At 41.2% G+C, this 19,841-nt stretch carries 16 protein-coding genes and 1 CRISPR repeat array; of the genes, 14 read left to right on the top strand and 2 right to left on the bottom strand.

The features are described from left to right. Positions 1-52 precede the first annotated feature (52 nt). The 3 genes from ACTNA4_RS06890 to ACTNA4_RS06880 all read left to right on the top strand — a co-directional run bounded on the left by ACTNA4_RS06890 (position 53) and on the right by ACTNA4_RS06880 (position 4,702). On the top strand, positions 53-2,725 hold the full coding sequence (locus tag ACTNA4_RS06890; protein ID WP_441029273.1) for a cation-translocating P-type ATPase: 2,673 nt from the start codon (positions 53-55) through the stop codon (positions 2,723-2,725). A gap of 43 nt (positions 2,726-2,768) precedes the next feature. Continuing rightward, entirely contained in the window at positions 2,769-4,001 is a 1,233-nt protein-coding gene (locus tag ACTNA4_RS06885; protein ID WP_320812949.1) for an AI-2E family transporter, read from the top strand. A gap of 98 nt (positions 4,002-4,099) precedes the next feature. Beyond that, positions 4,100-4,702, top strand: coding sequence for a nucleoside recognition protein (locus ACTNA4_RS06880; RefSeq protein WP_441029271.1), 603 nt, complete (start codon positions 4,100-4,102; stop codon positions 4,700-4,702). A gap of 152 nt (positions 4,703-4,854) precedes the next feature. Here ACTNA4_RS06880 and ACTNA4_RS06875 read toward each other — a convergent pair whose 3' ends face one another. Beyond that, a complete protein-coding gene (locus tag ACTNA4_RS06875) occupies positions 4,855-5,922 on the bottom strand; it encodes a PD-(D/E)XK nuclease family transposase (protein WP_441029269.1) in 1,068 nt (355 codons plus the stop codon). 291 nt (positions 5,923-6,213) lie between these two features. Between ACTNA4_RS06875 and cas3 the strand changes: the two genes are divergently transcribed. From cas3 to ACTNA4_RS06825, 10 genes are all read left to right on the top strand, one after another. After that, positions 6,214-8,352, top strand: a complete 2,139-nt coding sequence (gene cas3, locus ACTNA4_RS06870) for a CRISPR-associated helicase Cas3' (protein WP_441029267.1) — start codon at positions 6,214-6,216, stop codon at positions 8,350-8,352. A gap of 236 nt (positions 8,353-8,588) precedes the next feature. Further along, a complete protein-coding gene (locus tag ACTNA4_RS06865) occupies positions 8,589-9,056 on the top strand; it encodes a DUF3990 domain-containing protein (protein WP_427820657.1) in 468 nt (155 codons plus the stop codon). After that, positions 9,040-9,480, top strand: coding sequence for a hypothetical protein (locus ACTNA4_RS06860; RefSeq protein ID WP_427820658.1), 441 nt, complete (start codon positions 9,040-9,042; stop codon positions 9,478-9,480). The genes ACTNA4_RS06865 and ACTNA4_RS06860 overlap by 17 nt, the downstream gene beginning before the upstream one ends. A gap of 19 nt (positions 9,481-9,499) precedes the next feature. Continuing rightward, positions 9,500-10,162 carry a type I-C CRISPR-associated protein Cas5c gene (gene cas5c / locus ACTNA4_RS06855; protein WP_427820659.1) on the top strand — a complete coding sequence of 221 codons (663 nt, stop codon included), beginning with the start codon at positions 9,500-9,502 and terminating at the stop codon, positions 10,160-10,162. Continuing rightward, positions 10,159-11,889 carry a type I-C CRISPR-associated protein Cas8c/Csd1 gene (gene cas8c, locus ACTNA4_RS06850; RefSeq protein WP_427820660.1) on the top strand — a complete coding sequence of 577 codons (1,731 nt, stop codon included), beginning with the start codon at positions 10,159-10,161 and terminating at the stop codon, positions 11,887-11,889. Before cas5c ends, cas8c begins: the two co-directional genes overlap by 4 nt. Next, positions 11,890-12,780 carry a type I-C CRISPR-associated protein Cas7/Csd2 gene (gene cas7c, locus ACTNA4_RS06845; RefSeq protein ID WP_427820661.1) on the top strand — a complete coding sequence of 297 codons (891 nt, stop codon included), beginning with the start codon at positions 11,890-11,892 and terminating at the stop codon, positions 12,778-12,780. Continuing rightward, positions 12,780-13,442: a CRISPR-associated protein Cas4 gene (gene cas4, locus ACTNA4_RS06840; protein WP_427820662.1), complete on the top strand. Its 663-nt coding sequence runs from the start codon at positions 12,780-12,782 to the stop codon at positions 13,440-13,442. Before cas7c ends, cas4 begins: the two co-directional genes overlap by 1 nt. Then, positions 13,439-14,470, top strand: coding sequence for a type I-C CRISPR-associated endonuclease Cas1c (gene cas1c, locus ACTNA4_RS06835; protein ID WP_427820663.1), 1,032 nt, complete (start codon positions 13,439-13,441; stop codon positions 14,468-14,470). The genes cas4 and cas1c overlap by 4 nt, the downstream gene beginning before the upstream one ends. Before the next feature lie 11 nt (positions 14,471-14,481). Continuing rightward, positions 14,482-14,772: a CRISPR-associated endonuclease Cas2 gene (gene cas2 / locus ACTNA4_RS06830; RefSeq protein ID WP_427820664.1), complete on the top strand. Its 291-nt coding sequence runs from the start codon at positions 14,482-14,484 to the stop codon at positions 14,770-14,772. Positions 14,773-14,951: 179 nt separating this feature from the next. Continuing rightward, positions 14,952-15,514: a CRISPR direct-repeat array (repeat unit 32 nt; unit sequence GTCGCTCCCCTCGCGGGAGCGTGGATTGAAAT). A gap of 277 nt (positions 15,515-15,791) precedes the next feature. Continuing rightward, positions 15,792-17,495 (top strand): M3 family oligoendopeptidase, encoded by a 1,704-nt coding sequence (locus tag ACTNA4_RS06825; RefSeq protein ID WP_441029265.1) that lies wholly within the window; start codon positions 15,792-15,794, stop codon positions 17,493-17,495. Positions 17,496-17,518: 23 nt separating this feature from the next. On the opposite strand, the gene ACTNA4_RS06820 is transcribed toward ACTNA4_RS06825, so the two are convergent. After that, positions 17,519-18,379, bottom strand: a complete 861-nt coding sequence (locus ACTNA4_RS06820) for an AraC family transcriptional regulator (RefSeq protein ID WP_441029263.1) — start codon at positions 18,377-18,379, stop codon at positions 17,519-17,521. A gap of 202 nt (positions 18,380-18,581) precedes the next feature. On the opposite strand from ACTNA4_RS06820, the gene ACTNA4_RS06815 reads away from it, so the two are divergent. Beyond that, entirely contained in the window at positions 18,582-19,793 is a 1,212-nt protein-coding gene (locus tag ACTNA4_RS06815; RefSeq protein WP_441029261.1) for a Gfo/Idh/MocA family protein, read from the top strand. Positions 19,794-19,841 lie beyond the last annotated feature (48 nt).

The following is a 19,841-nucleotide window of genomic DNA, read 5'->3' as shown; positions in this document are numbered from 1 at the left end:
TTTGCATAGTGTCTTCTGAATTGTAAATACTTGGAAGTAGGAGGAAAACACGATGAAAGAAATTTACCAGCTAACAGCTGCTGAGGTGCAGGAGAGAGTGAACAGCCATCCGGACGGACTATCCAAAACGGAAGTAGAACAAAGTCGTGAGAGATCAGGATGGAACGAACTGACGGAAGGGAAGAGGAAGAGTGTACTGCAGATTTTTCTGGAGCAATACAAAGATTTCCTTGTATTTATATTGATCATATCTGCGATTATATCCGGAATTTTAGGAGATATGGAGAGTGCGATTGTAATTCTGGTGGTCATTACGATCAATGCGATCCTCGGAACGGTACAGACGCTGAAAGCGGAACAGTCCCTGCAAAGCTTGAAGAAACTTTCGGGTCCGGAGGCGAAAGTCATGCGTGACGGCGCGGTCGCCCCGATCCCGGTCCGGGAACTTGTCGTGGGAGATCTCGTGATGCTGGAGGCAGGGGACTATGTCCCGGCGGACGGAAGAATTCTGGAAAATGCAAGCCTCAAGATCGATGAAAGTGCACTCACAGGGGAGAGCCTTGGAGTGGAGAAGCAGGAAGATGTCATTGAAAACGAAGTTCCTCTGGGAGATCGGACCAACATGGTGTTTTCGGGAAGCTATGTCACATACGGGCGTGGAAGCTTTGTCGTGACGGATGTGGGAATGCAGACCGAGGTCGGGAAAATCGCCGGTTTGCTGAAAAATGCTTCCGAGAAAAAGACACCGCTTCAAGTGAATCTGGATCAGTTTGGGCAGAAGCTATCCATTATTATTTTAGTGTTCTGTGCCATTTTATTCGGAATCAGTGTTTTGCGGGGAGAGAATATCGGAAATGCATTTCTCTTTGCCGTTGCACTCGCGGTTGCCGCTATTCCCGAAGCGCTCAGTTCTATTGTAACGATTGTGCTTTCCTTTGGAACACAGAAAATGGCTAAAGAGCATGCAATCATCCGTAAACTTCAGGCAGTTGAAGGATTGGGCAGTGTGTCCGTGATCTGTTCTGATAAAACAGGAACCTTGACACAGAATAAAATGACCGTGGAAGATTATTATGTGGATGCCAGAAGAATCCGCGCTGCAGAGGTGGATCTGAATGATACACTGCAGAGACAGCTTTTGCGGTATAGTATCCTTTGTAATGATTCAACGAATGAAGACGGAATTGAGATTGGCGATCCCACAGAGACAGCGCTCATTAATATAGGAAGTGCACTGGGAATCGAGGCAGCCAAAGAGAGGGCACAGTATCCGAGATTGTCTGAAATTCCGTTTGACAGTGACAGAAAATTGATGTCTACGTTGCATTTGATGGAAAATCAGCAGGGAGAGCAAGTGTACCGCATGGCTGTGAAAGGTGCGGTGGACGTGATCCTTGACCGTGCCAGCCGGATCCAGACGGCAGACGGTGTCCGGGAAATTAATGCCAAGGACATAGAAAAGATTGAAAAACAGAATCGGGATTTCTCCGGAGAGGGACTCCGTGTTCTGGGATTTGCATACCGGGACATTCCGTTAGAAGATGGCGGCAAGTTGGGCGAAAGCCTTGCGAATAAACAGGCTCCGGTATTACAAATGGAAGATGAGCAGGATCTGGTATTTCAGGGAATGATCGCGATGATGGATCCGCCGAGAGAAGAATCCATGGAAGCAGTCGCAGAATGTATCAAAGCAGGGATCCGACCAGTCATGATTACTGGGGATCATAAGATTACTGCAGCGGCAATCGCAAAACGCATCGGCATTTTAAAGGATTTTTCAGAGGCATGTGAGGGTGCAGTGATTGATGGAATGACGGATGAAGAACTGAGAGAATTTGTTCCGCAGATTTCGGTTTACGCCCGCGTTTCACCGGAGCACAAGATAAGGATTGTCCGCGCATGGCAGGAGCGAGGCAATATTGTTGCCATGACCGGTGACGGGGTCAATGACGCACCGGCTCTGAAACAGGCGGATATCGGTGTTGCGATGGGAATAACCGGAACCGAAGTGGCCAAAGATGCGGCGGCGATGGTGCTGACAGATGATAATTTTGCAACCATTGTAAAAGCGGTGGAAAACGGACGGAATGTCTATCGAAACATTAAGAATTCGATTCAGTTCCTCCTGTCCGGCAATTTTGGCGCGATTCTTACCGTACTTTTTGCTTCGCTGGCAGCACTTCCGGTGCCGTTTGAACCGGTTCATCTTCTCTTTATCAACCTGCTGACTGACAGCCTTCCGGCAATCGCATTGGGACTGGAACCGCACAGCAGAGATGTGATGGAAGAAAAGCCTCGCCCGATGAATGAATCCATTTTGACGAAATCTTTTTTACTCAAAATCGGTCTGGAAGGTCTGGTGATCGGAGCGATGACAACGATCGGTTTTTTGATGGGATACCGTCAGGGCGGAGCTGCACTCGGAAGCACCTTCGCATTTGGAACATTGTGCCTGTCAAGGCTCGTTCACGGATTCAACTGTAAATCAGATGATATGATTTTGTTCAGCAAAAAGCTGTTTAACAATAAATATCTGATTGGTGCATTCGGAATCGGTTTTGTTTTCATTACAGCAGTCCTGATGATACCGGGACTTCACAATGTGTTCAAGGTGGTGACGCTGGATGGCGGGCAGTTCCTGACCGTCTGTGGACTGGCGATCCTGAATCTTCCGGTGATTCAGGTGCTGAGGGCAGTGAGAAAAGGTTGGAGAAAGCAGAAATAATAGGAAGAATTACAGAAAGAAATGCAAGAGGAGCGTGGCGTAAATGGATTGGAGTCAGGAAACACTTCGAAAAATAAGAGGATTGATTGTATTTACGATTTTGATTATGGTTGGACTCTGGAATTTCGACAAAGTTTTAGAGATTGTGGGAGTGATATGGGGACTTGTGTTTCCGTTTGTACTTGGAGGTGCAATTGCATTTATCATCAATGTCCCGATGAGCTTCATCGAAGCGAAAATGTTCGGAAAAAATAAGGAAGACAGAGGAAAAGCGGCGAAGAAGCTGGCAAGGCCGGTCAGTCTCGTATTAACAATTGCGATTGTTGTCGGTCTGATCGTACTTGTGATGTTTGTTCTTGTACCGCAGTTGGGGGATACATTTTCCAGCCTGGGAAGCAGCATTGCAGCGTTCATTCCGAAACTGCAGGAATGGGTCGGGAATTTTACGAATAACAATCCGGATGTGATGAAATGGGTGGATCAGATTGAATTTAATCCGGATAAGATGATCAGCTGGCTAATGGGAATGCTTGGAAACGGAGCCGGAAATGTGATGAATACGACATTTAATGCGGTGAGTAATCTTGTCGGTGGCGTGGCCAAATTCTTTATTGCGTTTTCATTTGCCTGTTATGTTCTCTTTCAGAAGGAAAAACTGCATGTACAGGTCAGAAAGGTATTTTTTGCATTTATTCCCAAAAGGAAAGCGGAGGCGGCACTGGAGATATGCTCACTGACCTATAAGATCTTTTCCAATTTTCTGACAGGGCAATGTCTGGAAGCGATCATTCTGGGATGCATGTTTGTGGTGACGATGACGATTCTTAGAATGCCGTATGCACTTCTGATCGGAATTATTATTGCCTTCACCGCACTGATCCCGATTTTTGGTGCATTTATCGGATGTGCCCTGGGAGCTTTTATGATTTTTATGGTAAATCCAAGGCAAGCGGTTGTTTTTGTTATTATGTTCCTGGTGCTTCAGCAGATAGAAGGAAATCTGATCTATCCGCATGTTGTAGGAAATTCTGTGGGACTTCCGTCGATTTGGGTGCTGGCAGCAGTCAGCATCGGTGGAAATCTGATGGGGGTTGTCGGAATGTTGATCTTTATCCCGATTGTTTCGGTTATCTATACATTATTCCGGGAAATTGTGTATCTCAAGCTTAAGAAACAGAAGATCAAAAATGTGACGGCGCAGACTGTGGAGGAATATTCGGAGGAAGAAGTTCAGAAAATGCAGGAGATCTTTGAAGCGGAGCATGCGGAAGATTAAGAAGAAACAATCTGGGTATTTGAAGAAGAAGAACTATAAGTGAAATATTGAAAAGGTTCCGCATATCTATTAGAGAGAAGCTTTTTCAGGTGAAATAAATGCTGAACTATTTATGGGCGGGCATGATTATTATGGGAATCATATTTGCCGCATTTACCGGGAAAATGGCAGATGTCACAAATGCCGCACTGGATTCCTCTAAAGAGGCGGTTACCCTGTGTATCACGATGATGGGAGTGATGTCATTCTGGGTAGGGATCATGGAAATCGCGAAAAAAGGTGGGATCATGGAAGCTGCAGCGAAGAAAATGAGACCACTCATACGGTTTCTGTTCCCAGAATTACCCGAAGGACATCCCGCGGAAGAACATATAACAAGTAACATCATTGCCAATGTCCTCGGCCTCGGTTGGGCCGCGACCCCCGCCGGGCTGAAAGCGATGGAAGCGCTGGCGGATCTGGAAGAAGACAGACGGAGAGGAAGACTTCCGGGACCGGTAAGGAAGAAAGAAATCGCAAGTAATGAGATGTGTACCTTTTTGATTCTGAATATCTCCTCACTTCAGCTGATCCCGGTAAATGTGATCGCCTACAGGAGCCAGTATGGGAGCGTGAACCCGGCGGCGATTGTAGGGGCGGGGATCTTGGCGACGGCGGTGAGTACCGGAGTGGCGGTTGTGTATTGTAAACTTAGAACTTAGGGACGGTTCTTTTGCCTTGCCACGACCAGCGCCCTTTGGCTTCAAATACTATGGTAAGAGAAACATATATGACAATTACAAAAAGCAGCCTTTACGGGAGAATGAGAATAATCTGTAAAGACTGCTTTTCGATTTCGAAGTTGCTATTAGGTTTAAGAATTTAACTTCTTTCGTAATTCCAGGAGTTCCTGTTCTATTTTGGATAACTTTAACCGCTGGGCATCAATCATACCTTTTTGCGAAACAATTGTATCTTTTTGCGAATCAATCATACCTTTTTGCGAATCAATCGTATCTTGTTGGGTATCGATCGTTTTTTTCTGCGAATCAATCGTATCCTGCATTTCATCAATCATATATTGCACAGTATTACGATCCAGTTCTTGTAATTCCTTTGAAAACATTTCCATCACCTTTTCTGTATTGCGACAAATCTGGTATACATCATCATAGAGAGGCTTGAATTCGGGGAAGGCTTCGATTAGTTTCATAATCGTCTCCGGTTCGTCCACACATAGGAAGGTAAGCCAAGCTTCTAACTTGTTATTGATACCTTTATTTTGCAAAGTTTTCTTGAAAATGTCAAGAGCGATAAAGGTATAATCCTGAAGCAGTTCCAGTTTTAAACCAGTATCGGTTTTTTGATTAGAATGATGGATATAAATATCTGGAAATTTGTGAAATTCATATGTGCTTTTTTCGAATAGGATGACAGTATAGACATTTTTGATATCGCGATAGCTGAACCGTTTTTTCTTCTCACTCTTAACTCGCTTGTACTGGCGAAGGAGCAGATCAGCAGAGTAGCAGGCGCATCGCTGCCCGGGAAATGCATACCCAATCTTCTGCACCTCAACATTCGCGATGCTTCCAGTGGATAGCTCAACTACAATATCCATGATCAGTAGTGAACTTTCATCTGCAATGCGGGTAGAATCATTAGGAAGGACTTTCAAAATAGTGACTTTTTGATTTAATACAAGTGATAAGAAATCTTCCAGGCGTTCCGGTATGGTTTCCGGATTCATGATTTCTTTAAAGAAGGAATCATAAAGCATTCGAACTCCCTTGGCTCCAGTACAGAAATTTAAGAATTCTTGTTGCTGTTCTTTTTGCCAGCTTTCGAATTGAGAAAGCAGATGTTTGTGCATATGGATTTCTTGTAAAAGTGCTTCTCGCGTGTGTAAAAATGGGAATAGAGTGTGCAAATTATTTGACATAGGCAAATCCTCCTTGGTAAAAAATAATATTGTTTGTTTCATCATTAGCGGGTTATTGCCTCGAAAGGGAAGCACCGAAAATGAGATGCCTTACGGCGAGAAAAATAGCAGGTAGAATCCTGCTGTGTTTTGATAAAGTTAGAATAGCATGAGTAGATGGAAAGTGCAAGATATACAGAAAAGTAACAGCTGGAAAAATACAGCTCTCCGCATTGAGTGCTTGTGATTCTTTTTCAAGTATGTTACCATTATTTATGGAAAAATCATGAAACACTGGGGCAAGTTTAGAATATGAAATATTTAGCACATATAAATGCCAAACATGATGAGCAATTGTTAAAAGAACATTTAAAGAACACAGCAGAGCTTGCTGGGAAATTTGCAGATAATTTTGGTGCATATGAATGGGGATATTGCTGTGGACTTTTGCATGACATAGGAAAATATTCCCTAAAATTCCAGGAAAGACTTCATGGTAATGAAGAAAAGGTAGACCATTCTACGGCCGGAGCAAAAGTGTGTTGGGATAAAAAAGGAGCACATCAGTTTTTGAGTTATTGTATTGCGGGACATCACGCAGGTTTGCCTGACACGGGTGGCATTAGTGATATGAGTACACAAGGAACAATGCTGGGGAGACTTAAAAAGAGTCTGGAAGATTACCAGAGATTTACGGAAGAAATTGAAATCCCCGAATTAAAGAATTTGTCTTTTCAACCAGTTGAAGGAGAAAATCTGGATTTCTTTGCAAGTATGTTGATAAGAATGATTTATTCCTGTCTTGTTGATGCGGATTATCTTGATACAGAACGATTTATGGATGGGGAAAGTATCAGAAATAATGGGGAGCCTATAGAAAAGTTATTTGAAAAGCTGGAATCACATATTTCCGGATGGCTTGATAACGATGATTTAAACACAATAAACGGGAGAAGAACAGAAATTCTAAAGCATTGTTTAGAGATGGGGAAAGAACAAAAAGGGATTTTTCGGCTTACTGTTCCGACCGGAGGCGGGAAAACGGTTTCTTCGCTTGCGTTTGCTTTAAAGCATGCAAAAGAACATCATATGGAGCGAATCATATATGTGATTCCATATACCAGTATTATTGAGCAAAATGCAAAGATATTTGCCGATATACTGGGACAAGATAATGTATTAGAATGTCATTGTGCCGTTGATTATGAATTGAACGAGGAATTGAAACCGATGCAGCTTGCGACGGAAAATTGGGATAAGCCAGTCATAGTAACTACGAGTGTACAGTTTTTTGAGTCCTTATTTTCAAATAAGCCATCTAAGTGCAGAAAATTACATAACATGACTAACAGTGTTATTATTTTTGATGAAGCGCAAATGATTCCAAATGATTATCTGAAACCATGTATAAGTGTACTGGAACAATTATTGCGTTATTATGGCAGCAGCATTGTATTATGCACAGCAACACAGCCTGCGTTAAAAGAATTATTATCACCGGAAATAAAGATTAGGGAATTGTGTGCGCGAATGGATGAACAATTTTCTTTTTTTAAACGTGTTTCTGTGAAAAATCTCGACAAGATAACGCAAAGCGAATTGATTCAAAGACTGGAACAGGAAAATCAAGCACTCTGTATTCTAAATACAAAAAAACGTGCCCAAAATATTTATCAGCGTATAAAGAGAGAAGGCGTTTATCATCTGTCAACAGCTATGTATCCTGTTCATAGAAAGAAAGTGCTGAATGAAATCAGAGAACGGCTGCAGAAACAGGAAAAATGTATTGTGGTATCTACAAGTCTTGTGGAAGCTGGGGTGGATCTGGATTTTCAGACGGTATACAGACAGCTGGCTGGAGCAGATTCTATTATACAGGCAGCAGGCAGATGTAACCGAGAAGGTAAAAGAACGGAAACAGAATGTTTTACGTATATTTTTAAACTGGATCAACAGGAATATGTGCAAGGGCAGAGACAGCAAATGGAAGTAACAGAAGGTCTGCTTGAAGAAAACAAAAATCTGGAAGAGTTGAATACGATAGAACAGTATTTCGAAATGTTGTATCACTTCCGCGGAGATAGTCTGGATAAAAAAGGAATATTGAAAAAGTTTAGAAAAGGAAATTTTCAGTTTGCTAGTGCCGCCAGAGAATTCAAGTTGATTGAGGAAAAAACAAAATCTATTCTTGTCCCAAAAGAAGAGGCAGCGCAGATACTATTATCACAAATAAGAATCAAAGGCTTCACGAAAGAACTTGTGCGGAAAATGGGACATTATTGTGTCAATGTTTATGAAAATGATTTTAATAAGATGTACGCGTTAGGAATGCTGGGTGAAATAACAGGGGATTCCAAGACGGATTGCTATGTTTTGAATTCTCTGGGAAAATATACAGATGACATGGGGCTTACATTGGATAGTGAATATGGTGAGGCAATATTAATATGATGGAAAGGGAAGTGCAATATGCACTTCCCTTTCCATTAACAGTTAATGATAAATAAAGATATTTCAATCCACAATTGGGAAAAACCAAAAGACTCTTTCACTATATCATATGATATTAAAAAATGAAAGAACAAATAACTTGTCAAATGGTAAAATAGATATTGACAATATTTAGAATTGTATTGTAGTATTATGTTAAATTAAGATGAAAAATCGTATTAAGGAAAGGAGATATTATGATTTTATATCATGGAAGCAAAGAGGTAGTAGAATATCCAGAAATAAGGAAAGCTGTATTTAACAAGGATTTCTATTTTGGCTTTTATTGTACTGAATATAAAATGCAGGCGGAACGGTGGGCAACTAGATATGGAAACAAAGGGTACGTAAATAAGTATGATTATGTACCAAATGCGGAATTGAAATATTTAAAATTTGATACGATGACGGAAGAGTGGTTGGATTTTATTGTTGCATGTAGATTGGGAAAATCACATACCTTTGACATTGTAGAGGGACCAATGGCGGATGATGCAATTTTTAATTATGTTCAAAATTTTATTGATAAAAAAATTTCGCGAGCGGCTTTTTGGGAATTGGCAAGATTTAATCATCCGACCCACCAAATAAGTTTTCATACGATTTCAGCTTTAGATACATTAACGTTTCTTGGAAGTGAGGAAGTATATGGGCGCAAAAAATAATAATAAATTGTTTTATACATGCAGTCTGATTGAATATATAGGAAGAATTCAGAAGAAAAGGAGAGAGGAAATCCTTGACGAACTGGGGCAAAAAACTTTAGAAAGAATTTACGAATATTCAGATATATTACACTGTGAGCCAATAGAAAAGGTCGCATACGAATTTATGAATGAATGTCAGATGACATCAGGAACCTTTGATAATGTCGGAGAATGTAGGTTTCGGATACCGGATTATTGGGCGATAGGAGAAGTCTATGAAAGACTGATTGAGGACAGCTATTCAGATGAGGATATAGTTGAGGGGATCTGGGAAGTATATCATTCGTGGATTGATGAGAAAATTTCTGATTACAACACAGACTTTTATTTTCAGCCACGAGATTATATTGCGGCATGTTATAGAAAAGGGGAGATTTTATAGTAAAAGGAGATGAATGTCCATGGCAAAAGGTGTTAGAGTAAAAGTATGGGGCGACTATGCATTATTCAGTAGACCGGAGATGAAAGTGGAAAGATGTTCTTATGATGTCATGACACCTTCGGCAGCCAGAGGAATTCTGGAAGCAGTCTATTGGCATCCTGGGATGAGATGGATTATTGATAAGATTTATGTAAATAAACCAATACAATTCACAAGTGTCAGAAGGAATGAAGTAAAGAGCAAGGTATCGGCTAATAATGTATTACCAGTGTATAATGGGAGTCCTAAAAGGCTTTATCTTAGCAGTAAAGCAGAAATTGTACAAAGATCTTCCATATTGCTTCGAAATGTGGAATATGTTATTGAAGCACATTTTGAAATGACGGATAAGGCAAATATCAGTGATAATTCTGGGAAATTTAAGGATATTATTATGCGGAGATTAAGGAAAGGGGAGTGTTTTCATACGCCGTATTTTGGATGCAGAGAATTCCCGGTAAGATTTTGCTTGTGCGAAGAAGAGGAAATTCATACAGCTTATTCGGATGAGGATGAACGGGATTTGGGATTTATGCTCTATGATATGGATTATTCGAATCCAGAGAATATCCAGCCTATGTTTTTCAGGGCAATTATGAAAAAAGGAGTGATCGATTTGAAAGACTGTGAGGTGATTCGATGATTCTGCAGGCATTGGTGAATTATTATGAAGCGTTATTGGATAATAACAAAGTCGCAGCACAAGGATGGTGTCAAGCGAAAGTGTCCTATGCTTTGAATCTGGATGTAAATGGAAGAATAAAAGGAGTGATAACTCTAAAACAGGAGATGGAAAGAGGAAAAATAAAGGTACTGGTACCTGTATACAGAACGGTTCCACAGACAGTTTCCCGTTCTTCAGGGGTACTGGCTAATTTCCTTTGTGATAACTCGAAATACATTTTGGGAGTTGACACATCGGGAAATGGGAAAAGAGTGCAGGAATGTTTTGAAGCTTCTAAAGAAAAGCATTTAAAAATATTGAAATCAGTGAGCGGAGAGATGGCAGAAGCCATAAGAAATTTTTTCTGTACATGGAATCCGGAGAATGCAAAAGAGCATGACAAGCTAAAAGAAATATGGGAAGACATTACGGATGGAGGTAATTTGATTTTCGTAATGAATGAAAACGAAGCACAGGATGATGGGGCGATACATACGGCATGGGAAGATTTTCTGAATCAGGAAGAAGGAAAAATGTCGGGGACATGCCTTGTTACAGGAAAAAAAGATGAAATTGCAAGAATCCATTCGACGATAAAAGGTGTACAAGGAGCACAATCCAGTGGAGCGGCGCTGGTATCTTTTAATGCCCCTGCATTTGAATCTTATGGAAAAGAGCAGAGTTACAATGCACCGGTAGGAAGATATGCAGCATTTGCTTATACGACAGCGTTAAATTATCTTTTGGCACAAAGAGATTATGTTTTTCAATTTGGAGATACAACGGTTGTGTTTTGGGCAGAAGATGGAGAAGAGGTATATCAAGATCTGTTATGTGGATTCTTAGAACCACGAGATGATAATCAGGAAATAATAAAAAGTATTTTCAAGAATTTAAAAGAACGACGGGCAATTGATGTAAATGGAATCAAATTGAATATCAATCAAAAATTTTATGTTTTGGGATTGGCGCCTAATGCAGCCAGATTGGCAGTCCGCTTTTTTTATGAGGACAGTTTTGGAAAGATACTGGATCATCTTCAAAAGCATTACAATAGAATGAAATTGGTAAAACCGTCCTGGGAAAAACGGGAATATTTAGGTGTTGGAAGCATGTTAAATGAGACTGTTAATCAAAAAGCTAAAGAGAAAAAGCCGATACCGAATCTTCCGGGAGCGGTTTTAAGAGCAATCCTGGAAAATGGAAGGTATCCTGAAAGTCTATATAACGATATATTGATAAGGGTTAGAGCAGAGCAAGGGAGGATTACATGGGGACGAGCTTCGATTATAAAAGCATATTTAATTCAAAATAAGGCATTAGAAAAGGAGGAGGATTTTGTGGTATTGAATCAGGAGGCAAATGATACGGCATATGTGTTGGGGAGAATTTTTGCAATACTCGAATACATACAGAAGGATGCCAGCCCGGAGATTAATTCAACGATAAAAGATAGATATTTCAATTCAGCTTGTTCAAATCCGGCTTCAGTCTTTCCGATTTTGATGAAACTAAAGAACAGCCATCTTCGAAAAATAGGAAGACAAAAAGAATGGAGAAAGGCATATTTTGAAGGTGTACTGGCAGAACTGCTGGGGAAAATAACAGAATTTCCTAAAAGTCTTACACTAGAAGAACAGGGGCATTTTATTTTAGGATATTATCATCAAGTACAGAAATTATATGAAAAAAAGGAGGAAGAATAAATGAGTGAGGTAATTAAAAACAGACACGAATTTGTAATTTTATTTGATATTGAAAATGGAAATCCAAATGGAGATCCTGATGCGGGCAATATGCCGAGAATAGATCCTGAGACAGGATATGGACTGATTACGGATGTGTGCTTGAAACGTAAAATAAGAAATTATGTTGAGACAGTAAAAGAGGATGAACCAGGTTATAGTATATATATTAAAGAAGATGTTCCCCTTAACAGAAGTGATAATAAAGCTTTTGAATATCTTGGGGTAAATGAAAAGACAGTGAAAGAACTGAAGAAGAAAGATCCCGATGCCGATTTGAAAATCAGGGATTTCATGTGTCGAAATTTTTATGACATTCGAACATTTGGAGCAGTCATGACTACATTTGTAAAGGCTTCATTAAATTGTGGGCAGGTAAGGGGGCCGGTGCAACTTGGATTTGCAAGGAGTATTGATCCGATTGTAAGTCAGGAAGTTACGATAACCAGAGTGGCAATTACTACCGAAAAAGATGCTGAGAATAAAAGTACAGAAATGGGACGTAAAAATATTGTTCCGTATGCTCTGTACAGAGTAGAAGGATATATTTCGGCAAATCTTGCAAGAAAAGTGACAGGATTCTCAGAGGATGATTTAGAACTTTTGTGGGAAGCGATTATTAATATGTTTGAGAACGACCATTCCGCAGCACGGGGAAAGATGGCTGTTCGCGAATTAATTGTGTTTAAGCATAGTAAGGAACTGGGAGATTGCCCGGCATATAAATTGTTCGACTCTGTGGAAGTGAAAAGGAAGGAAGAGGTTGTATATCCGAGAAAATATCAGGATTATACGATCAATATATGCGAAGATATGATACCGGATACAGTGGAATTGATAAGGAAAATATAATGGAATACAGAGAAGATGAATATTTGATGATTTCTGGGATTCAACATTTTAGCTTCTGTAGAAGACAATGGGCCTTGATCCATATTGAACAACAATGGGCAGAAAATGAACATACAGTGATTGGAGAATTAATGCATAAAAAAGCGCATGATCCATACTTGACAGAGAAGAGAAAGGATGTGCTTATTACAAGAGCACTTCCGATTTCTTCACGTTTACTCGGAATAAGTGGAGAATGCGATGTAGTAGAATTTCACAAAAAAGAGCAGGGAGTAAAGTTGTATGGGCATAGAGGATTTTTTGAAATATATCCGATAGAATATAAAAAAGGAAAACCTAAGGAGTCCGAAGAAGATATTTTGCAATTGACGGCACAGACATTGTGTTTGGAGGAAATGTTCTCTACGGATATTTCAGAAGGCGCACTTTTTTATGGAGAAACAAGAAGAAGAGAAATTATTCAATTTACCGGCGAATTAAGGAAACATGTAAAAGATATGGTAAAAGAAATGCATCAATATTATGCAGATAAGTATACACCAAAAGTGAAATATAGTAAAAGGTGTAATTCTTGTTCATTAAAGGATATATGTATGCCCAAAATGGAGAAAGCATCTACAGTAAGTGAGTATATTGAGCAGGCATTGGGGGATTTGCAGTGAAAAAATTGTTGAATACATTGTATATTACATCAGAAGACAGTTATGTGTCTCTTGATGGGGAAAATGTAGTTGTTTCAGAGAACGGGTGTGAGAAAGGAAGAGTTCCACTGCATAACTTAGAAGGAATCGTTTCGTTTGGATATAAAGGGACAAGTCCGGCGCTGATGGGAGCATGTGCAGACAGAAATATTTCTTTATGTTATTTGTCACCTCAGGGGAAATTTTTGGCAAGAGTAAGTGGAAAAGTCAAAGGGAATGTGATTTTACGTGAACAGCAATATAGGAGTTTTCTGAATGATGAAACCAGCTTGAATGTTGCAAAGAATTGTATTATTGGGAAAATATATAATGCCAGATGGGTGTTAGAGAGAGCAACGCGGGATCATGGTTTACAGGTGGATGTTGAGAAAATGAAAAAGGCATCAGAAAATCTGAAGAATTCATTAAATGATGTACGCGATTGTGGGGCAAAGGAACAGTTACGTGGATTTGAAGGGCAGGCGGCTCAAATATATTTTGGCGTTTTTGATGAATTGATTCTTCAACAGAAAAAAGACTTTTTCTTTCAAGGAAGGACAAAGCGGCCTCCTACAGATAACGTAAATGCATTACTTTCATTTGTGTATACGTTATTGACCAATACTATTACTTCTGCATTGGAAACGGTTGGTCTTGATCCATATGTGGGATGTCTTCACACTGAACGCCCCGGACGAGTCTCGTTATCTCTGGATTTGATCGAAGAATTGCGTCCGGTTCTTGCAGACCGGTTTGTAGTATCTTTGATAAATAAAAAAATGATCTCGGGAAAAGGATTCAAGAAAAAGGAGAATGGTGCAGTTTTGATGGATGATGAAACCAGAAAAATTGTATTAGTGGAATGGCAGAATAAAAAGCGTGAGACTCTCACACATCCTTTTCTAAAGGAAAAGGTTGAGTGGGGAATGGTACCTTATGTTCAAGCTATGTTGCTGGCAAGATATTTGAGAGGAGATTTAGATGCGTATCCACCTTTTTTATGGAAGTGAGGGATTAGTTTATGCTGGTATTAATTACGTATGATGTAAACACAGAAACATCTGCGGGTAAAACTAGATTAAGAAAAGTTGCAAAGCAATGTGTGAATTATGGTAGACGTGTACAGAATTCAGTATTTGAATGTGTGCTTGATAATGCCCAATGCATCCAGTTAAAATCAGTGTTGTCGGATATTATTGATCCAGAAGTAGATAGTTTAAGGTTTTACTATTTAGGAAATAAATATAAAGCAAAAGTTGAAAGTATAGGTGTAGAACGCGGAATTGCAATAGACGATGTACTGGTTCTGTAGTTATTAGTTGGTGCGAATTATCAGTGAACAAGAAAATACTAGTTGATTCGCACTTGAAAATGATTGCAAAAAACATATAATTAAGTAGAAAAAGCTATAATTTGTAAGCGTTATTTGCAGATTTTGACAAGATTCACATAATTCCCTGAAAAAATATTGCGAATGTGTGCAATTTTGCTGTCGCTCCCCTCGCGGGAGCGTGGATTGAAATGAGATAATGAAGAAATGCCAAAAAAGGTAAGATAGTCGCTCCCCTCGCGGGAGCGTGGATTGAAATTCAGGAGATATAACAAACAGTGTATATGGACATCGTCGCTCCCCTCGCGGGAGCGTGGATTGAAATATTCCGTGATCAAGAGCTGATGTTGCGGTTGTGTGTCGCTCCCCTCGCGGGAGCGTGGATTGAAATCACTGCATCCATGCGATCGAGAAGCTGCGTGATGTCGCTCCCCTCGCGGGAGCGTGGATTGAAATAACAACAGAGTCACAGAAATATGAGGCCAGCATGAGGTCGCTCCCCTCGCGGGAGCGTGGATTGAAATCTGGATATTCACAATAGCCAGGTAGAGGACAGGGTCGCTCCCCTCGCGGGAGCGTGGATTGAAATCGTGCCGGCGACAAAGATCCTGCATCCCGGATATAGTCGCTCCCCTCGCGGGAGCGTGGATTGAAATTTGATTACAACAATGATGTTTTCGAGTGGTTTCTTCGTCGCTCCCCTCGCGGGAGCGTGGATTGATACAATGAAAGCGAGTACCGCTGTGGTAAGTGTGTATTGTATAATTTAACAAAGAGACATTCATTTTGTTACGATGCTTGGGTTAAAAGCCTTGTATTAAAAAAATGTATTAATTGTTTATAAACATAGCTTTTGACACCAACCCCTGCCACGACCAGCGCCCCTCGGCTTCAGAGCCGTAACTATGTACCCGTCCCCCAGTCATCCTATTGTGATTCTTATTCAAATATGTTACCATGATTTATGGAAAAATCATGAAACACTAAAGGAGATCAAAGAAATGAAGTTTTCACAAATGCCTTATGAGCGCCCGGATCTTGAGGCGGTTAAGGTGCAATTAAATGAGTTTAATGAGCGTCTGGCAAGGGCGGAAAGCTATGAAAGTGCGAAGGCTGTTTTTCTTGAGAGGGAAACGTATGAGAAGCATGTAGATACCATGGAGTCACTGGTATCCATCCGCCATTCTATTGATACCAGGGATGAATTCTATGATGACGAGATGAAGTTCTGGAATACATCGGGACCGGTTCTGGAAGAATACCGTCAGGAATGGAATAAAGCAATGCTGGAAAGCCCGTTCCGTCCACAGTTCGAAGAAGAATACGGTAATGTAATGTTTATAAAAGCAGAAATGGCTAAGAAGACATTTGCACCGGAGATCATCCCGGATCTGCAGAAGGAAAATGAGCTGGCGACGACGTATGAGAAGTTGCTTGCATCAGCGCAGATTCCGTTTGAGGGGGATGTTTATACTCTTTCGCAGATGGCACCGTTTAAAAATGATGCGGACGATGACAGACGTCTTGCAGCATGGAAAGCGGAGGGGCAGTGGTACAAGGATAATCAGAAGGAACTGGATGATCTGTATGATCAGCTTGTTCATGTGCGTGACCAGATTGGAAGGAAGTTGGGATATGACGGATATACCGAACTTGGTTATTATAGAATGCAGAGAAATTGTTATGGGAAAGAAGAGGTTGGTCGATTCCGTGAGGCGGTTGTGAAATATCTTGTGCCGGTAGCGGATGCGGTATGCAGAGAGCAGGCGAAACGTATTGGAAGGGAATATCCACTGAGTTTTGCGGATGCGGCGCTGAAGTTCCGTTCTGGAAATCCAAAGCCGTGCGGGGAGCCGGAAGATATTCTTGCACAAGGCAAGAAATTCTATGATGAACTGTCTCCGGAGACCAGCAGATTTTTCAATACCATGTTGGATCAGGAACTTCTTGATGTATTATCAACGCCCGGTAAAGAAGCCGGAGCTTACTGTTCAAGCATTGCTGACTATGGAGTGCCGTTTATTTTCGCGAACTTTAACGGTACCCAGGGAGATGTGGAAGTCGTGACACATGAGGCGGGACATGCATTTGCCGCATGGATGAATCGCGACCGGGTACCGTACAGCCAGATCTGGCCGGGAATGGAAGCTTGTGAAGTACATTCTATGTCTATGGAATTTTTTGCATGGCCGTGGGCTGACGGATTCTTCGGTGAAGATACCCGCAAATTCAAGTACAGTCATCTCGCCGGCGCATTGACGTTCATTCCATACGGAACGATGGTGGATCATTTCCAGCATATTGTGTTCGAAAAACCGAATATGACACCGAAGGAAAGACATGGAGTATGGAAAGAACTGTTGGGAATCTACATGCCATGGATGAAACTGGATGGCGAGATTCCATTTTACAGTGAAGGAGAAGGATGGCAGAGACAGCACCATATTTATTCGCTTCCATTCTATTATATCGATTATTGTATTGCACAGACGGTGGCTCTGGAGTTCTGGGCAATGATTCAGGAAGACCAGAAGAATGCGTGGGAACACTACATGGCATATACCAGACAGGGAGGAAGCCGTGTGTTTACGGAACTTCTGGAGCATGCGGGAATGGTAAGCCCGTTTGACGAAAACTGCCTGAAGAAAGTGGCGGAAGCTGCAAAGAAATGGCTGAGCGAGTTCGATTTGGGAGGGATTCAATAAAAACAGACATTGCTTTAGCGTGTTTATTTTTGTTTTTCATTGGAGGGTATTCTGCCGGTTTCCCTTTTATAAGCGCGGGAAAAATAACTCTGGCTGTTAAAACCAAGCTTTATTGCGACAGAAGACACACTTTCTCCATCCTGAAGGAGTTCGGAAGCGGTCTTCATTTTGAGTTTGATCAAATACTTATGGACGCCGATTCCCGCAAACTTCTCAAAAATGCGTTTAATTCCTGCTTCGCTGATGTTGCAGAACCTGGCTATTTCTGATATGGACGGCTGGCGATGGATATTGCTGTTCAGGTAACTGATTGCTCTGCTGAAGCATACCGCATCCGGTGCGGAGGAAGTGGAGGATACGACTCCATTTTCGGACAAATGAAGAATCAGTTGCTGAATGTAGGTACTCACTGTCTGAAAGTAAGCGGGGGAGTGAACGAAAGACTCCAGGTAGTCAATGCCTTTAGAATTCGAAGAAGAGAGATTATCTGCCTCGGATCTCATATAAGAGAGCATCCGGCAAATAATCTCTTTTTCGGATTCGGACAGAGCAAATACTTTGTTTTTGAGAAATGAAGTAAGTGATCCTTCGGCAGAAAATGAGAAAATCAGCAGATCGGCACCGGATTCCCCATGAATAAGAAATTTGTGAAATTCCATCGGTTTATGAAATACGATATTACCGCGTGTAAGGTTGTAAACACGCTCATCTCCGGAGACGCAGACTTTGCCGTCTATGACGTAAAGGCATTCCCAGAAATTGTGGGTTTCCCCTTGAAAAGCATACCCATCGTTATAATGCATTTCAAATAATGAATAAAGACTATTTATTATAATTTGCTCTTCAATATGATAGGCCATCCAGACTATGTTTTCTTTTTGCATACCGATATTCTCCCGTATCTGTGTCAGATTCTGCATTTGCATGCTGCGATTTAGTGGTCCCATATTCTTTGTCTATAAAATGATCTAAAAGTACACATATATGAGCTAATGAGCCATAGATATATCTTTTTGATGGTGATATTATAGCATTGTCCAGAGAAATTGAAAAGTGATTCTTATGGAGATAAAGGAGGAGAATGATATGACGGATATCAAGATTGGATTTATTGGACTCGGAAGCAGAGGCGCGAATTTGTTGGAAGACATTGTGCTTGGACAGGGGGAACACGTGACGGCGGTTTGTGATTCTTATGCTGACCGGGCGGAAAATGGAGCGGAACTGGTGAACAAAGCGGGTCAGGACAGACCTCATGTATATACAGATGCGGAGGACGTGATCCGGGATGAAGAAGTGAATACGGTGATCATAGCATCGGCGTGGGAAAGCCATGTGGAGATCGCAATCGCTGCTATGTATGCGGGGAAAGCAGTTGCGATGGAAGTAGGGGGAGCCTATACATTGAATCAGTGCTGGGATCTGGTAAAAGCCTATGAAGAGACAAAGACACCGTTTATGTTTTTGGAAAACTGCTGTTTTGGAAGACGCGAAATGATGGTACTCAATATGGTACAGCAGGGCGTATTTGGCGAGATCGTGCACTGCGCCGGTGGATACCAGCATGATCTCAGGAAGGAAGTTACATTTGGAAAAGAGAACAGGCATTATCGCCTCAGAAATTACCTGTCAAGAAACTGTGACAACTATCCGACACATGATCTGGGACCGATTGCCAAAATATTGAATATCAATCATGGAAATCGTATGCTGACACTGACATCAACGGCTTCAAAGGCGTCCGGACTTCGTGATTACATTTTAAAGAATAAACCTGAAGATGAATTTCTGAAGAACCAGATTTTTACACAGGGAGATGTCGTGACGACGGTCATTAAATGTGCAAAGGGTGAAACGATCGTGCTGACACTGGATACAACCTTGCCGCGATATTATACCCGCAATTTTACAGTACGGGGAACCGCGGGAATGTATGAGGAAGTGACAGATTCTGTATTTCTGGACCGAGAAGAGGATATTGCCCATGATTTTGACTGGGGAAAGACAAATATAAACAATGCTCACCTTTATGAAGAACAGTATGAGCATCCGGTCTGGAAGGAGTATCTTGCCGAAGGAGTTCAGGGAACACATGATGGAATGGACTGGTTGGAATTTAGGACTTTCTTCCGTGCACTTCGAGAAAATGCACCTATGCCAATCGATGTTTACGATGCCGCTTCGTGGATGGCAATTACTGTACTTTCGGAAATGTCTATTGCCAGAGGCGGAGCAGTGGTGGATATTCCGGATTTCACAAATGGAAAGTGGGATAGTGAGATCCTTCCAAGGGAGTAATTGTTACCGGTTTATCATTCTTACGAAAAACAGATTGTATTTTCCTAT

The organism is Bariatricus sp. HCP28S3_A7, assembly GCF_052066375.1.
Lineage (GTDB): Bacteria > Bacillota > Clostridia > Lachnospirales > Lachnospiraceae > Allocoprococcus.
This window is presented reverse-complemented; position numbering and strand designations above follow the sequence as displayed.

Coding starts and splice junctions, on each gene's coding strand:
- ACTNA4_RS06825 (WP_441029265.1), top strand. CDS start 15,792: ATGAAGTTTTCACAAATGCCTTATGAGCGCCCGGATCTTGAGGCGGTT.
- ACTNA4_RS06890 (WP_441029273.1), top strand. CDS start 53: ATGAAAGAAATTTACCAGCTAACAGCTGCTGAGGTGCAGGAGAGAGTG.
- cas3 (WP_441029267.1), top strand. CDS start 6,214: ATGAAATATTTAGCACATATAAATGCCAAACATGATGAGCAATTGTTA.
- cas5c (WP_427820659.1), top strand. CDS start 9,500: ATGGCAAAAGGTGTTAGAGTAAAAGTATGGGGCGACTATGCATTATTC.
- cas4 (WP_427820662.1), top strand. CDS start 12,780: ATGGAATACAGAGAAGATGAATATTTGATGATTTCTGGGATTCAACAT.
- cas8c (WP_427820660.1), top strand. CDS start 10,159: ATGATTCTGCAGGCATTGGTGAATTATTATGAAGCGTTATTGGATAAT.
- ACTNA4_RS06820 (WP_441029263.1), bottom strand. CDS start 18,379: ATGCAAAAAGAAAACATAGTCTGGATGGCCTATCATATTGAAGAGCAA.
- ACTNA4_RS06875 (WP_441029269.1), bottom strand. CDS start 5,922: ATGTCAAATAATTTGCACACTCTATTCCCATTTTTACACACGCGAGAA.
- ACTNA4_RS06885 (WP_320812949.1), top strand. CDS start 2,769: ATGGATTGGAGTCAGGAAACACTTCGAAAAATAAGAGGATTGATTGTA.
- ACTNA4_RS06880 (WP_441029271.1), top strand. CDS start 4,100: ATGCTGAACTATTTATGGGCGGGCATGATTATTATGGGAATCATATTT.
- ACTNA4_RS06865 (WP_427820657.1), top strand. CDS start 8,589: ATGATTTTATATCATGGAAGCAAAGAGGTAGTAGAATATCCAGAAATA.
- ACTNA4_RS06860 (WP_427820658.1), top strand. CDS start 9,040: ATGGGCGCAAAAAATAATAATAAATTGTTTTATACATGCAGTCTGATT.
- cas2 (WP_427820664.1), top strand. CDS start 14,482: ATGCTGGTATTAATTACGTATGATGTAAACACAGAAACATCTGCGGGT.
- cas7c (WP_427820661.1), top strand. CDS start 11,890: ATGAGTGAGGTAATTAAAAACAGACACGAATTTGTAATTTTATTTGAT.
- ACTNA4_RS06815 (WP_441029261.1), top strand. CDS start 18,582: ATGACGGATATCAAGATTGGATTTATTGGACTCGGAAGCAGAGGCGCG.